Raw genomic sequence first — 14,523 nt, forward strand, 5'->3', positions numbered from 1 at the left:
CCGGGGGCTCCGACCCGGGCCGCCCGTGTCGCCCGGGCCAGTCGTTTCGCCCGGCGGCCGTGTCGCCCTCGGCCGTGTCGCCCGGCGAGCAGACCATCGGACCCCGTCCGTCGCACCTGCGGCGGGCGGGGTCCGCGCGTCGGGGGAGGCGGCGGACGGGGCCGTCCGGCCGGGGCCGCAACGCCTGCCCGCCGGGCCGCCCACCGGCCACGTACGGCCGCCCACCGGCCGCCCACCGGCCGCCCACCGGCCACGCACGGCCATGCACGGCTACGCACCGGGCAGCCTGCGGGTCCGTCCGCCGGGGCCGTCCGGGCCGTCCGGGTCCGCCCGCCGGATCCGTCCGCCGGATCCGCCCCCGGCTTCAGGCGCCCGGAGGGCCCCCCTCCGCACCCCCGGCACCGGCACCCCGCGCCCCGCCTTCGCGAGGCTCGCCCTCTTCCGCCACCTCGGAGCCCTCCGGGTCGGCCTGCCCCGAGAGGCTCTCCGGGGACTCGAAGCGCCTGAAGGACGCGTCGATGTGCGCCAGCCGCCGCAGCGCGCCGAACATCGCCTCCCCGAGGACGGTGCCCACGACGACGCTCTCGACCAGGTCCTCGCGGGCCACCCGCCGCTGTACGTAGTCGAGGTCGGCGCGGGCGACCGGCTCGGCGGCATCCGCGTAGACGTCCAGCAGGTCGATGTATCCGCCGTGCCCCGCCCTGCGCAGCGCGGACAGCACTCCCGCCAGCGATTCGGCGGCGCAGCTCTCTTCGTCGACCTGCCAGCCCCGCCGCAGCAGCAGTTCGGCCACCTCCTCCCGCGCGTCCTCCAGCTCGGGCCCCGACTCCTCCTCGCCGGTCGGCGTGACGCCGTCCGCCGCGATGCCGAGCACCTTGTGCACCGGCTGTTCGGGGTCGTCGATGGCCTCCAGGACCTCGCCGATGCCGGCGAGCGAAAGGCCGCCGACGTCCAGCAGCGCCCGGATCAGGCGCAGTCGGCGCTCGTGCCCGGGGCCGTAGCGCGCCTGGTTCGGGCTGGTCAGCTCCCCTGCGGGCAGGAGCCCCTCCCGCAGGTAGTACTTGATCGTCGGCACCGGAACTCCGGACCTGCGACTCAATTCACCGATGCGCACCGCGTGTTCGCCCTTTCGCCCTTGCCAGAAACCGCACTCATCATAGATAGTCCCCCTATCGGATAGCGGACAGCGCAGCTATCCATACTGCTCGCATCGTCACAGGGGGTCCCTCATGTCGTCATGGCGTTCCTGGCATCGCCCATTAGTCGTCTTCTCCGCCGCGATGGCCGTTCTGGCCCTCGTTTCCGCCGCGGGCCTCGTGGTCGACGACCGCGTCCTGGTGGGCGCGCCGATCTGGGCGAAGCCCTTCAAGTTCGCCGTGTCCTTCGCCGCGTACGGCCTGACCCTGGCCTGGATGCTGGCCCATCTCACCCGGGGGCAGCGGGCCGGCCGGTGGGCGGGGCACGTCGTCGCGCTGACCAGCCTGACCGAGATGGTACTGATCACGGTGCAGGTCGTCCGGGGCCGACGCAGCCACTTCAATTTCGCGACCCCCTTCGACGCGACGCTGTGGGACGCGATGGGGGTGACCATCGTCGTCCTGTGGGCGGGCACCCTGGTGATAGCGGTCCTGCTGCTGCGCGCCCGCATCGCCGACCGGGCGACGGCCTTGGCCGTCCGGGGCGGGCTGCTGATCGCCCTGGCGGGTGCGGCCCTCGGCTTCCTGATGGTGCTGCCGAGCGAGAGCCAGCGGGCGGCGGGGAACCTCGACACCGCCGACATCGTCGGCGCGCACTCCGTGGGCGTACCGGACGGCGGCCCGGCCATGCCGCTGACCGGCTGGTCGACGACCGGCGGGGACCTGCGTGCCCCGCACTTCGTGGGCATGCACGCCCTCCAACTGCTGCCGCTCCTCCTGATCGTCCTGGTGCTCCTCGCACCCCGGTTCGCCCCGCTGCGCGACGCCGGAGTGCGGCTGCGTCTCGTACGGGTCGCCGTGGGCGGCTACGCGGCCCTCGTCGCGCTCATCACCTGGCAGGCACTCCGGGGCCAGCCGCTGATCCATCCGGACGGGGCCACGCTGGCCGTCGCCGGAATCCTCCTCGCGGCGGTGGCGTACGGAACGTGGAGCACGCTGCGCACGGCCGCCCACGACCGCCCGTCCTCCCGCACCGCCGACGACAAGGAGCCCGTGGCATGACCGGCGCGCTGTTCGAGATCACGTTCTATCTGGCCGCCCCGTTCTGGCTGCTGATGATCTTCGCCCCCACCTGGTCCGGCACCGCCCGTGTCGTCGCCTCGCCGCTGACCGTGCTGCCCGTGCTCGCCGTGTACGTCGTCATGGCCGTCCCGGTGTTCCCGGAGCTCTGGACGGCGGTGAGCGGTCCGGACATCGACACGTTCCGGGATCTGACGGCCCTGGCCGGCGGAGCGGGGGCCATCTGGGCGCAGGTGATCGCCTGGGACCTGCTGCTCGGGCAGTGGATGTACCTCCAGAGCCGGAAGCTGGGGCTCTCGCCGCTGCTGATGGGGCCGCTGCTGATCCTGACGATCCTGCTGTCGCCCTTCGGGCTGCTGATCTTCCTGGCCGTCCGCGCCGCCCGTCTGCGACGGCGCGAAACGCTCGCGGGCTGAGTCGCGCCCTCCCCGGGGCCCGTCTGGAAAGATCGCGGGCATCCGACCAATCCGCGCGGTCCTCGGCTCCGAATCACTGCCGGAAGCGACGATCGTCCCTGGAGGAAGCCCGCGTGAAGGAAGCCGTACACATCAGTGGGGCGCCCTCGCCCGGACCCGATCTCCAGGAGCTCATGGTGCGGGTGGCCCGGGGCGACCAGGACGCGTTCGCCGCGGTGTACGACGCGGTGAGCGGGCCCGTGCTCGGCCTGGTGCGCAGCGTGCTCCGCGATCCGGCCCAGTCGGAGGAGGTGGCGCAGGAGGTGCTGGTGGAGGTGTGGCGCACCGCGCCCCGCTTCCGGGCCTCCCGCGGCAGCGCGATGAACTGGGTGCTGACCCTGGCCCACCGCCGGGCCGTCGACCGGGTCCGCTCGGCCGAGGCCGCCGCCGCCCGGGAGCACAAGGCGGCGCTGCTGGACCGGACGCCCGCCTTCGACGAGGTGTCCGAACAGGTCGAGACCCGGCTGGAGAGAGAACAGGTACGGCGCTGCATGCGCACCCTGTCCGAGCTGCAACGGGAGTCGGTCACGCTGGCCTACTACCGGGGCCTGACCTACCGTGAGGTCTCCGAGCTGCTCGCCGCGCCGCTGGGCACCATCAAGACACGACTCCGCGACGGCCTCATCCGCCTCCGCGACTGCCTGGGGGTGAGCGCATGAACACGGCCGAACTGCACACGCTGACCGGGGCCTACGCCCTGCACGCGCTGCCGGAGCCCGAACAGCGGGCGTTCGAACGGCACCTGGAGGACTGTGAGGCCTGCGCCCAGGAGGTTCGGGAGCTGATCGCCACCGCCGCCCGGCTCGGCCTCGCCGTCGCCGAGCTCCCGCCGCGCGAGCTGCGCGAGAGGGTCCTGCGGGAGATCGCGACCGTACGCCAGGAGACTCCGGCGCCCGACGGACGGGCGCGGACCGGCGGGGGCGGGGGCGGGCGGAGGGGCCGGTGGCACGCCTACGCGCTCGCCGCCTGTGTCGCCGCGGCCGCCGCGTTCGGCGGGGTCGCGGTCTGGCAGAACCAGGTGGCGCAGGACGCGCGGCAGGAGGCGGACCGGGCGCAGCGGCAGAACGAGCAGCTGGCCCGGGTGCTCTCCGCCCCGGACGCGAAGACCGCCTCGGGCGGGCTGACCGGCGGCGCGCACGGCACCGTCGTCGTCTCGGCGAGTCAGAACCGTGCGGTGTTCCTGGCCTCGGGAATGGAGCGTCCGCCGAGCGGCAAGGTCTACCAGCTCTGGTTCAACGACGAGGGCACGATGCGCTCGGCCGGTCTGATGGACCCGAAGGCGGGTGACGACGCGGTCCTGCTGAACGGGCCGGTGGACCGGGCGTCCGGGATGGGCATCACGGTCGAACCCGCCGGAGGCTCCGACGAGCCGACCTCGTCCCCTGTGGCGCTGATGGACTTCCCGACCGCCTGACCCACATCTGACCCCTCACCCACGAACCATGCAAGGGAGCGTCCGTCCGATGAGTGTCGCGGTGGTGCTGTTCACCTCCGATCTGCGTCTGCACGACAACCCGGTGCTGCGTGCCGCGCTGCGGGACGCGGACGAGATCGTCCCGCTGTTCGTCCGGGACGACGCCGTCCACCGCGCCGGGTTCGACGCGCCCAACCGGCTCGCCTTCCTCGCCGACTGTCTGGCCGGCCTGGACGCCGGACTCCGCCACCGGGGAGGCCGGCTGGTCGTCCGCCGGGGCGAGGCCGCCGCCGCGGTGAGACGGGTGGCCGAGGAGACGGGGGCGGCCTACGTGCACGTCGCCGCCGGGGTCAGCCGGTACGCGGCACGGCGCGAGGAGCGGATCCGGGAGGCCCTCGCGGGCGCCGGGTGCGAGCTGCGCGTCCATGACGCGGTGGTCACCGCGCTCGCTCCGGGCCGGGTGACCCCGACCGGCGGCAAGGACCACTTCGCGGTGTTCACCCCGTACTTCCGCCGTTGGGAGGCGGAGGGGGTGCGGGGCACCCTGACCGCTCCCCGCACCGTGCGGGTGCCGGACGGCGTGGCGAGCGACCCGCTTCCGGACCGGGACAGCGTCGAGAACCTCTCCCCCGGTCTCGCCCGGGGCGGTGAGGACGCGGCCCGCGAGCTGGTGACGACCTGGCTGAACGGGCCGATGGCCGACTACGGGGACGGCCACGACGACCTGGCCGGGGACGCGACGTCCCGGCTCTCCCCCCATCTGCACTTCGGTACGGTCTCCGCCGCCGAACTGGTACACCGCGCCCGGGAGAAGGGCGGCCCCGGCGGCGAGGCGTTCGTACGGCAACTGGCCTGGCGCGACTTCCACCACCAGGTCCTCGCGGCCCGCCCCGACGCCTCCTGGTCCGACCTCCGCACGCGCCGGGACCGCTGGCGCTCCGACGAGGACGAGATCAGCGCCTGGAAGTCCGGGAGGACGGGCTATCCGCTGGTGGACGCGGCGATGCGGCAGCTGGCGCACGAGGGCTGGATGCACAACCGGGGCCGGATGCTGGCCGCGAGCTTCCTCAGCAAGACGCTGTACGTGGACTGGCGGGTGGGCGCCCGGCACTTCCTGGACCTGCTGGTCGACGGCGATCTGGCGAACAACCAGCTCAACTGGCAGTGGGTGGCGGGCACCGGCACGGACACCCGGCCCAACCGGGTGCTCAACCCGGTGATCCAGGGCAAGCGCTTCGATCCGCGGGGTGACTACGTACGGCGCTGGGTGCCGGAGCTGGCGGAGCTGGAGGGGGCCGCGGTCCACGAGCCGTGGAAGCTACAGGGCGCGGACCGCGCGGGCCTGGACTACCCGGACCCGGTGGTGGACCTGGCCGAGGCGCGGACCCGCTTCGAGCGCGCCCGCGGCCTGGACTGACCGGGCGACGACGCGGGGGCGACAGACGAGGAGGGCCCCGTTCCGCACGCCGCGGACCGGGGCCCTCCTCGATGTGCCGGGCCCCGGTCGATGTGCTCAGGTCCGGCGCGGCGGCCGGGGAAGGAAGCCACTCGTGCGCGCCTTGTACGCGTCGAACCCGGGCCGGCCGGCCATGTGACGCTCCAGCAGGGCCGCGCCGCTGCCCTTGGTCAGCAGGAAGCTCATCACCAGCGGGGCGACGACGGTGGCCGCCGCGGCGGCGGGGGCCTGGCAGACGAAGAGGAAGAGGCCCCACCAGACGCAGAAGTCGCCGAAGTAGTTCGGGTGGCGGGTCCAGGACCACAGCCCCCGGTCCATGATCTTCCCCTGGTTGGCGGGGTCGGCCCTGAACCGGGCGAGCTGCGCGTCGCCGATCGCCTCGAAGGCCAGACCGACCGCCCACAGGACCGCCCCCGCCCAGGCCCACCAGGCGAGCGGCGCGGTCAGGTACTGCGCCGCCTGCACCGGGAGCGAGACCAGCCAGACCAGCGCCCCCTGGAGCAGATACACCTTGCGCAGGGCGTACAGGTTCGGGTCACCGGGGGCCTTGGCGAGCATCTTCGCGTAGCGCGGGTCCTCCCCGTGGCCCCGGCCGCGCCGGCCGATGTGGATGGCCAGGCGCAGCCCCCAGATCACGGTCAGCGCGGTCACCAGGAGCCGGCGGCCGTCGTCGCCGACGCCCGCCGACAGGCCGAAGGAGACCAGGGCGACGGCGGCGAACCCGATGCCCCAGGCGACGTCGACGATCCGGTGCACGCCCTTGTTCAGGGCGACGGCGAAGGTGACGAGCATGACGCCGAGCGCGGCGACGGCCGCGCCGGCGAGCCCGCTCGCGAAGGCGGGCCAGGCGAAGCCGCTCATCGGTCCTCCTCCCGGGCGGCGGCCGGCGTGTACCCGTGCCGCCGGGTGACCGGCGTCGCCGAGCAGCGGACCGGGCCGGGCGGTGCGGTGGTCGTGGTCACGCGGACTCCTCGCGGGTCAGGAGCAGTTGCTGGACATCGAGGTAGCCGGAGCGGAAGCCCGCTTCGGAGTAGGCGAGGTAGAAGGTCCACATGCGGCGGAAGACGGCGTCGAAACCGAGGGCGTCGACCTCGGCCGCCCGCTCGGTGAACGTCTCCCGCCACAGCCGGAGCGTCTCCGCGTAGTGCGCGCCGAAGCGGACACGGCGCGTGGTGCGCAGACGGGTGTGGCCGGTGGTGATCCGCTCCACGGCCTCGGTGGAGGGCAGGAGGCCGCCGGGAAAGATGTACTTGTGGATCCAGGTGTACGTGGAGCGGCTGGCGCGCAGCCGGTCGTCGGGCATGGTGATGGCCTGGAGGGCGATCCGGCCGCCGGGGGCGAGCAGCCGGTCCAGAGCCGTGAAGTAGACCGGCCAGAACTCCTCTCCGACCGCCTCGACCATCTCGACGCTGACGATGGCGTCGTAGTCGCCGGTGACCTGGCGGTAATCGTTCAGCCGCACCTCGACGCGGTCCGCGTACCCGGCCTCGCGGATCCGGACGCGGGCCAGTTCACGCTGTTCTGCGGAGAGGGTGACGGTGACGACCCGGGCGCCGCGGGCGGCAGCGCGGATCGCCAGTTCGCCCCAGCCGGTGCCGATCTCCAGGAGGCGGGTGCCCTCGGTGACCCCGGCGGCGTCCAGCAGCAGGTCGATCTTGCGGTGCTGGGCGGCGGGCAGCAGGTCGTGCTCGGCGGGGAAGCCGCGGAAGACGGCGGAGGAGTACGAGAGCGTCTCGTCGAGGAAGAGGGCGAACAGCTCGTTGGACAGGTCGTAGTGGTGGCTGATGTTGTCCCGGGAGCCCTCGGGGGTGTTCAGCTGCGCGGCGGGCCTGCGCGGCGCCCAGATGCCGCGCAGGCTTTGCAGCGACCGGGGAACGAGGTCGGCCGCGTGGTCGGCCAGCACGGTCAGTACGCCGACCAGGTCGGGGGCGTCCCACTCCCCCGCCATGTAGGACTCGCCGAAGCCGATGAGTCCGCTCGCGCCGATCCGCCGGAAGAAGGCGTCGGGGTCGCGAATGTCCATGAGCGGTCCGCCGAGGCCTATGTCGTCCCTGCCCGCGATCCGGGCGCGCAGGGGGAGCCGGCCGAGGGCGCGGCGGACGATGCGCTCGGCGACGGCGGTCCGGAGGCGGGAGGTCCGGGGCTGCTCGACGATGTCGGGCCAGCGTCGCGGGTCGGTCCCGGCGGTGTGGTCTGCCGGCGGCGCGGAGGTGGGCGCGGTCACTGCATGCCTTCCTGTGGGCGGTGCGGGGGGCGGGGGCGCACGGGGAGCCCGCGCAGATGGAGCCGGATGCCGTGCAGGCGGATCGCGGCGGAGACGAGGACGGTGGAGAGGGGGTGGCGCAGGGCGAGCCGCACCAGCTCCCGGGGGGCCGCGGGCCGCCGCTCGCCCCGGACGGTCCCGGTGAACGGGCGGGCCCCGTCGCGCTCCAGGTGGATGCTCAGGTCGAGCCGTGGCCCGGGCTCGGGCAGCCGCATCCGGTAGCCACCGTCCACGGGGAAGAACGGCGAGACGTAGAACTCCTTCTCCGTCACGGCCCGGTCGTCCCCGTCGGGGCGCAGGAGGTAGCAGTGGCGCCCGCCGTACGTGTTGTGCACCTCGGCGACGACGCAGAGCGGGCCCCCGTCGGCGCGGTGGCACCAGTAGACGGTGATCGGATTGAAGACGTACCCGAACACCCGGGCCTGGGTGAGCATGGTGACGGTGCCGTCGCCGAGTTCGACGTCCCGGGCCCGCAGGAAGCGCTCCAGGCCGGCCCGGATGGTGGGGGCGCTGCCGCCGAAGTGGTCGCGGGGGTCGAACCGGGCCAGCGGTCGCAGGAGGCGCGGCAGCCGGGGCGGCCGGTCGGGGTCGACGAGCCACAGGTACGTACGGTGCCGGAACGCGTACGCCGTCGGCCGGTTCCGTACGTGCGTGATGGTGCACGGGTAGAGGGCGTTCACCACGACCGCACCCCCAGGGCCGCCGCCGCCTCGGCCCCCGAACGGCAGCCGTCCTCGTGGAACCCCCAGCCGTGGTACGCCCCCGCGTAGGCGGTGACGGGTCCGGACAGGGCCGGCAGCCCGGCCTGTGCCTCGACGGACTCGGGTGTGTAGACGGGGTGTTCGTAGACCATGCGGGCGCGTACGGACGCGGGGTCGACGCGGTCGGATCCGTTCAGCGTGACGACGAAGGTCTCGGGTGCGTCGAGCCGCTGCAGCCGGTTCATGTCGTAGCTGACGGTGACACGGTCGGCGTCGGCGGCGCACGAGGGCATCAGGTAGTTCCAGGAGGCCCTGGCCCCACGGGCACGCGGCAGCAGCGCGGTGTCCGTGTGCAGCAGGGTCCGGTTGCTGGAGTACCGGAACGCGCCGAGCGTGCCGCGCTCGGCGTCGGTCGGGTCGGTGAGCAGCCGCAACGCCTGGTCGGGGTGGGTGGCGATGACGACGGAGTCGTACGGGGTCCTCGTGCCGTCCTCGGTGGTGACCTCGACGCCGTCCGCGTGCCGGGTGATCGTGCGCACCGGGGTCGAGGTGCGCACGGCGGTGAGCTGTTTGACGAGGAGGTCGACGTAACTGCGCGAGCCCCCGGTGACGGTGCGCCAGACCGGGGAACCGCCGACGGCGAGCATGCCGTGGTGGGCGAGGAACCGGAAGAGATGGCGGGCCGGGTAGCGCAGGGCGGTGACCGGGTCGCAGGACCAGACGGCGGAGACCATCGGTGTGAGGAAGTGGGCGTGGAAATATGGCGAGAAGCGCCCGCGCCGGGCGAACTCCCCCAATGTCATTCCACTCGTCCCGCCCGCCCCGCCCGCCCCGCTCTCCGGCAGTTCCAGCAGGGCCCGGGCCGCTCGGTGGAAGCGCGGCACTTCGGCGAGCATCCGCAGATAGGGGCCGCGCACGACGGAGCGCGGCTGTGCGAGGAGTCCGGCCGGGCCGCGCGCTCCCGCGTACTCGAGGCCGCATCCCTCGCACCGTACGGACATCGACATCTCGGACTCCTGGGTGGCGACGCCCAGTTCGTCGAAGAGCCGCAGCAGGTGGGGGTAGGTCCGCCGGTTGTGCACGATGAACCCGGAGTCGACGCGGTGCACCCGGCCGTCGGACGCGGCCAGATCATGCGTGTGGGCGTGGCCTCCGACGCGGTCCTCCGCCTCGTACAGCGTCACGTCGTGGGCGTTCCGGAGAACGTGGGCGGCGGTCAGCCCCGCCACTCCGGATCCGACCACGGCCGTCCGCCGTCGTTCCCCTGCCATTCCGGCTCCCTCCGGCCCTTCGCTGGTCGGAGCGCTGCCTGAGCGCTCCTCACCTTCCATTCGTGGCTGGTGACCGCATGGATGGGTCCGTCATCGGATCTGCTCCGAACGGGTGAATGTGGGCCCGGGACCAATCCGCCGGCCGAGCGGCGCCGAACCCCTTGTGTGAGAGCGAACCGGTACGACGCGCGGATGGACGGGGCACTTCCGCCCCGGCAGTCCCGCACGCCCCGCTCCCCCTTTCCCTCTTCTTCCTTTTCGCACCACACCTTCGATCCAGGAGAAACACCATGAACACGCTCCGCTTCCGCCGCGCAGCCGTCGCCGTGTCCGCCGCGGCCGTGCTGCCGCTGGCCCTGACCGCCTGCTCGTCGGACGACTCCTCCAAGGACTCGGCGGCAGGCTCGACGCCCAGCTCGGCCGCGCCGGCGAGCCCCTCGGCCGACGATGCGACGACCATGGACGGGCCGTTCGGGCCGGCCTGTTCGTCGGTGCCGAAGGAGGGCGCGGGCTCGTTCGACGGCATGGCTCAGGACCCGGTCGCCACGGCCGCCTCGAACAACGAGGCGCTGTCGACGCTGGTGGCCGCCGTGAAGCAGGCAGGCCTTGTCGACACGCTCAACAACGCGGAGAACATCACGGTGTTCGCCCCGACCAACGACGCCTTCGCCAAGATCCCGAAGGCCGACCTGGACGCGCTGTTGGCGAACAAGGCCGAGCTCACCAAGGTCCTCACCTACCACGTGGTGGGCGAGAAGCTGACGCCGCAGCAGCTGGAGAAGGGCTCCTTCGACACGCTGGAGAAGAGCAAGCTGACCACGGCGGGCTCGGGCGTCGAGTACACCGTGAACGACGCCTCGAAGGTCGTCTGCGGCAACGTCCCGACCGCCAACGCGACGGTCTACATCGTCGACACGGTCCTGATGCCCCCGAAGTAGCCCCACCGGCCCCCACGGACGAGGGGCGGGGAGCCACGGCGTGCCGCGGCTCCCCGCCCCTCGTCGTGCGTGGACGCTGCCTACTGGCCTGACCGGACGACACACCGTGCCCCCCTCGGAACGATCCCCGCCCGCTGGACCGAGCCCCTGCACGTACCGCTGCCCGGCTACGGGGCCCGCCGGCTGACCACGGGGGACCTTCGCACCCTGGCCGGCCGGCTGGACTCCGAAGGGCCTCGGATCACCTGAGAATCCCTGGCACAGACATCGCCCGAAAAGTACACATAAGCGCCGGATAAGAGCACTATGGGGATGAGGGCGCCTGCCGCATTCATCCCCACGGCGGCGGGGCCCGCACGACGAAGGAGACGAGATCTCATGAGCAACGTCTCACACGCGAGGAGTGACATATCAGGCCACCCCGATGCCTCCGAAATGCGTGCGCGGTACGACCGGGTGATGGGCGGTCGCGATGTGGCGCTGGTGGACGCGCCGGTGTTCCTCGTCGGCCTCTACTGCGCCGTTTCCCCGTGGGTGCTCCACTTCACGGCCAGCCAGCCGGCCCTGGTCACGCACAACCTGGTGATGGGCATCGCCATCGCGGTACTGGCTCTCGGCTTCACCGTGATGCCGGAGCGCATGTACGGCCTGAGCTGGGCGATCTGCGCCATGGGGGCGTGGATCATCGTGTCGAGCTGGGTGGTGGGCAGCAGCCCGGACGCCGGGATCGTGATCAACAACATCATCGTCGGCGGCTTGACCGTACTGCTGGGCATGGTCTGCGCGGGAGCAGCGGCCAGAACCCGAAGCACCTGAACCCGACGCGCCCGGGCGGCCCCGCCCCTCGTTGAACCCGGTCAAGCTCCTCCGGCGTTCGAGGAGCGGGGTCCGGGGCGGAGCCCCACCCCGCCACGGCACACCGCCCGGTCACCCGACCGAGCTGTACGCCACCACCCCCCGCAACACCGCGTCCACGGCCTTGCGCGCGTTCTTCGCCACGCCTGAGGCGCCCGCCCCCGCGTCCCGGGGGGCCGCCGCGGCCACCTGCCCCAGCACATCGATCACCTGCTTGCACCACCGTACGAAGTCCCCCGCCGGCATCTCCGCCTCGCGCAGCACCTCGTCCAGTGTCCGGCCGGAGGCCCACATGTAGACCGCCCAGGCGAAGCCGAGATCGGGTTCGCGCTGCCCGACCCCTTCCGTCTGGTTGATCTTGAAGTCCTCCTCCAGGGCGTCCAGCCGCCCCCAGATCCGCACCATCTCGCCCATGGCGACCTTGGCGGGACCGGACGGCAGCTTCGGCGCGACGGCGTCATCTGCCTGCCGCGCCTCGTACACCAGCGCCGAGACGCACGCGGCGAGTTCGGCGGGGTTGAGCCCCTCCCAGACTCCCTCCCGCAGGCACTCGCTGGCGAGCAGGTCCAGCTCCCCGTACAGCCGGGCCAGCCGCCGCCCGTTCGCGGTGACCTCGTTGCCCCGGAGGTAGTCCAGCTCGGTGAGGAGTGCGACGATCCGGTCGAAGGTCCGGGCGATCGTGTTCGTCCGCCCCTCGATCCGCTTCTCCAGCTGCCGGGTGTCCCGCCGCAGCCGGTGGTAGCGCTCGGCCCACCGCGCGTGGTCTTCCCGCTCGTCGCACCCGTGGCACGGGTGGGCGCGCAGCTCGGTCCGCAGCCGGGCGATCTCGCGGTCGTCGGCGGCCGGCGCCCGCCCCTTGCGGTGCCGGTCGGGCACGATGTGCCCGGCCTTGGTCCGCAGCGCGGAGGCCAGATCGCGCCGGGACTGCGGCGAGCGCGGGTTGAACGACTTCGGGACCCGCATCCGGTCCAGCGCCTCCACGGGCACCGGGAAGTCCATCGAGGCCAGCCTCTTGACCTGCCGTTCGGCGGTCAGCACCAGCGGACGCGGCCCGTCGTGGTGATCGAACCCGCGGTGCCCGTTGGCCCGCCCGGCGGGCAGCCCGGGATCCAGCACCAGGGCAAGCCCCGCGAACTTCCCCGTGGGCACATGGATGACGTCCCCGGCCTTCAGCTTCTCCAGCGAGGAGGCCGCCGCCGCCCGACGCTGCGCCGCGCCCTGCTTGGCCAGCTCCGTCTCGCGGTCCTTGAGGTCGCGCCGCAGGCGCGCGTACTCCTCGAAGTCGCCGAGGTGGCAGGTCATGCCCTCCTGGTAGCCCTCCAGGCCCTCCTCGTTCCGCTGCACCTGACGCGAGATCCCCACGACGGACTTGTCCGCCTGGAACTGGGCGAACGAGGTCTCCAGCAGCTCGCGCGAGCGGTGCCGCCCGAACTGCTGCACCAGGTTGACCGCCATGTTGTACGAGGGGCGGAAGCTGGAGCGCAGCGGATACGTGCGGGTGCCCGCGAGGCCGGCCAGCGCCGTCGGGTCCATGCCGCGCTGCCACAGGACCACCGCGTGGCCCTCGACGTCGATGCCACGGCGTCCGGCCCGGCCGGTGAGCTGGGTGTACTCACCGGGGGTGATGTCGGCGTGCTGCTCGCCGTTCCACTTGACGAGCTTCTCCAGCACCACGGAACGCGCGGGCATGTTGATGCCGAGCGCCAGCGTCTCGGTGGCGAAGACGGCCTTCACCAGACCGCGGACGAACAGCTCCTCGACGACTTCCTTGAACGTCGGCAGCATGCCCGCGTGGTGTGCGGCGATGCCCCGCTCCAGGCCTTCGAGCCACTCGTAGTAGCCCAGGACGTGCAGGTCCTCGCCTGGGATGGACGCGGTCCGCTCCTCGACGATCTCGCGGACCAGCCGGCGGTTGTCCTCGTCGTTGAGCCGCAGGCCGGCGTACAGGCACTGCTGGACGGCGGCCTCGCAGCCGGCCCGGCTGAAGATGAAGGTGATCGCGGGCAGCAGGCCCTCGTTGTCCAGCCGGTCGATGACCTCGGGCCTGCCGGGCGTCCAGATCCGGCCGCGCTGACGCCTCTCGCGCTCACGGTCGGCCTCGCGCACCATCTTGCCCCGGCGGCGGTCCCGCGGGTTGTAGACGTTCTGGCTCTCCTGGCGGGCGAGCCGGACCAGGTCCGGGTTGACCTCACGCCGTCCGGCGCCGCGCCCCCCGTGGTCGGTCGCCTCCTCGAAGAGGTCGTACATCTTGCGGCCGGCCATCACGTGCTGCCAGAGCGGCACCGGGCGGTGCTCGGAGACGATCACCTCGGTGTCGCCGCGCACGGTGTCCAGCCAGTCGCCGAACTCCTCCGCGTTGGAGACGGTCGCCGACAGGGAGACCAGCGTCACCGACTCCGGGAGGTGAATGATCACTTCCTCCCACACCGCACCCCGGAAGCGGTCGGATAGGTAGTGCACCTCGTCCATCACCACATAGCCGAGGCCGGACAGCGACTGGGAGCCCGCGTACAGCATGTTCCGCAGGACCTCGGTGGTCATCACGACCACCGGCGCCTCGGAGTTGACGCTGTTGTCGCCGGTCAGCAGGCCGACCTTGTCGGCGCCGTACCGCTTGACCAGATCGGCGTACTTCTGGTTGGACAGCGCCTTGATCGGTGTGGTGTAGAAGCACTTGCGGCCCTGCTCCAGGGCCAGATGCACGGCGAACTCGCCGACGATCGTCTTGCCCGACCCGGTGGGGGCCGCGACCAGCACCCCCTTGCCCGCCTCCAGGGCCTGGCAGGCCTCGATCTGGAACGGGTCCAGACCGAACTCGTACATCTCGCGGAAGGGCCCGAGGGCCGTCGCCATCTCGGCCGCTCGGTCCCGAGAGGCCTGGTATCGCTCAGCTGGTGAGAGGTCCTCTGTCATCTTGGCTACGAGCCTACCCGCCACCTCTGACACTCAGCGCG

At 72.5% G+C, this 14,523-nt stretch carries 13 protein-coding genes; 7 read left to right on the forward strand and 6 right to left on the reverse strand.

Annotated elements, in window-relative coordinates; genetic code table 11:
• Nucleotides 1-364 precede the first annotated feature (364 nt).
• Nucleotides 365-1,075, reverse strand: coding sequence for a MerR family transcriptional regulator (locus tag PSQ21_RS04740; RefSeq protein ID WP_443334372.1), 711 nt, complete (start codon nucleotides 1,073-1,075; stop codon nucleotides 365-367).
• Nucleotides 1,076-1,229: 154 nt separating this feature from the next.
• Between PSQ21_RS04740 and PSQ21_RS04745 the strand changes: the two genes are divergently transcribed.
• The 5 genes from PSQ21_RS04745 to PSQ21_RS04765 all read left to right on the forward strand — a co-directional run bounded on the left by PSQ21_RS04745 (nucleotide 1,230) and on the right by PSQ21_RS04765 (nucleotide 5,502).
• Nucleotides 1,230-2,198 carry a hypothetical protein gene (locus PSQ21_RS04745; RefSeq protein ID WP_274029148.1) on the forward strand — a complete coding sequence of 323 codons (969 nt, stop codon included), beginning with the start codon at nucleotides 1,230-1,232 and terminating at the stop codon, nucleotides 2,196-2,198.
• Nucleotides 2,195-2,632, forward strand: coding sequence for an ABA4-like family protein (locus PSQ21_RS04750; RefSeq protein WP_274029149.1), 438 nt, complete (start codon nucleotides 2,195-2,197; stop codon nucleotides 2,630-2,632). Before PSQ21_RS04745 ends, PSQ21_RS04750 begins: the two co-directional genes overlap by 4 nt.
• Nucleotides 2,633-2,745: 113 nt before the next feature.
• Complete coding sequence (locus PSQ21_RS04755) at nucleotides 2,746-3,330, forward strand: sigma-70 family RNA polymerase sigma factor (protein WP_274029150.1); 585 nt, start codon at nucleotides 2,746-2,748, stop codon at nucleotides 3,328-3,330.
• Nucleotides 3,327-4,085, forward strand: coding sequence for an anti-sigma factor (locus tag PSQ21_RS04760; RefSeq protein WP_274029151.1), 759 nt, complete (start codon nucleotides 3,327-3,329; stop codon nucleotides 4,083-4,085). The genes PSQ21_RS04755 and PSQ21_RS04760 overlap by 4 nt, the downstream gene beginning before the upstream one ends.
• A 49-nt stretch (nucleotides 4,086-4,134) precedes the next feature.
• Nucleotides 4,135-5,502, forward strand: a complete 1,368-nt coding sequence (locus PSQ21_RS04765; RefSeq protein WP_274029152.1) for a cryptochrome/photolyase family protein — start codon at nucleotides 4,135-4,137, stop codon at nucleotides 5,500-5,502.
• A 96-nt stretch (nucleotides 5,503-5,598) separates the two neighbouring features.
• Here PSQ21_RS04765 and PSQ21_RS04770 read toward each other — a convergent pair whose 3' ends face one another.
• The 4 genes from PSQ21_RS04770 to PSQ21_RS04785 all read right to left on the reverse strand — a co-directional run bounded on the left by PSQ21_RS04770 (nucleotide 5,599) and on the right by PSQ21_RS04785 (nucleotide 9,776).
• On the reverse strand, nucleotides 5,599-6,402 hold the full coding sequence (locus PSQ21_RS04770) for a DUF1295 domain-containing protein (protein ID WP_274029153.1): 804 nt from the start codon (nucleotides 6,400-6,402) through the stop codon (nucleotides 5,599-5,601).
• A gap of 97 nt (nucleotides 6,403-6,499) precedes the next feature.
• Nucleotides 6,500-7,765: an SAM-dependent methyltransferase gene (locus tag PSQ21_RS04775; RefSeq protein WP_274029154.1), complete on the reverse strand. Its 1,266-nt coding sequence runs from the start codon at nucleotides 7,763-7,765 to the stop codon at nucleotides 6,500-6,502.
• Entirely contained in the window at nucleotides 7,762-8,484 is a 723-nt protein-coding gene (locus tag PSQ21_RS04780) for a DUF1365 domain-containing protein (RefSeq protein WP_274035643.1), read from the reverse strand. Before PSQ21_RS04780 ends, PSQ21_RS04775 begins: the two co-directional genes overlap by 4 nt.
• Entirely contained in the window at nucleotides 8,481-9,776 is a 1,296-nt protein-coding gene (locus PSQ21_RS04785; RefSeq protein ID WP_274029155.1) for an NAD(P)/FAD-dependent oxidoreductase, read from the reverse strand. Before PSQ21_RS04785 ends, PSQ21_RS04780 begins: the two co-directional genes overlap by 4 nt.
• A gap of 290 nt (nucleotides 9,777-10,066) precedes the next feature.
• Between PSQ21_RS04785 and PSQ21_RS04790 the strand changes: the two genes are divergently transcribed.
• Together PSQ21_RS04790 and PSQ21_RS04800 are read left to right on the forward strand one after the other, a co-directional pair.
• A complete protein-coding gene (locus PSQ21_RS04790; protein WP_274029156.1) occupies nucleotides 10,067-10,714 on the forward strand; it encodes a fasciclin domain-containing protein in 648 nt (215 codons plus the stop codon).
• A gap of 378 nt (nucleotides 10,715-11,092) precedes the next feature.
• The gene (locus PSQ21_RS04800; RefSeq protein WP_274029157.1) at nucleotides 11,093-11,530 is read left to right on the forward strand and encodes an SPW repeat protein; all 438 of its coding nucleotides are present in this window, start codon (nucleotides 11,093-11,095) and stop codon (nucleotides 11,528-11,530) included.
• A 111-nt stretch (nucleotides 11,531-11,641) separates the two neighbouring features.
• Here the strand turns inward: PSQ21_RS04800 and PSQ21_RS04805 are convergent, their stop codons facing one another.
• On the reverse strand, nucleotides 11,642-14,482 hold the full coding sequence (locus PSQ21_RS04805; protein WP_274029158.1) for a DEAD/DEAH box helicase: 2,841 nt from the start codon (nucleotides 14,480-14,482) through the stop codon (nucleotides 11,642-11,644).
• Nucleotides 14,483-14,523: the final 41 nt, after the last annotated feature.

It is taken from the genome of Streptomyces sp. MMBL 11-1 (assembly GCF_028622875.1).
Lineage (GTDB): Bacteria > Actinomycetota > Actinomycetes > Streptomycetales > Streptomycetaceae > Streptomyces.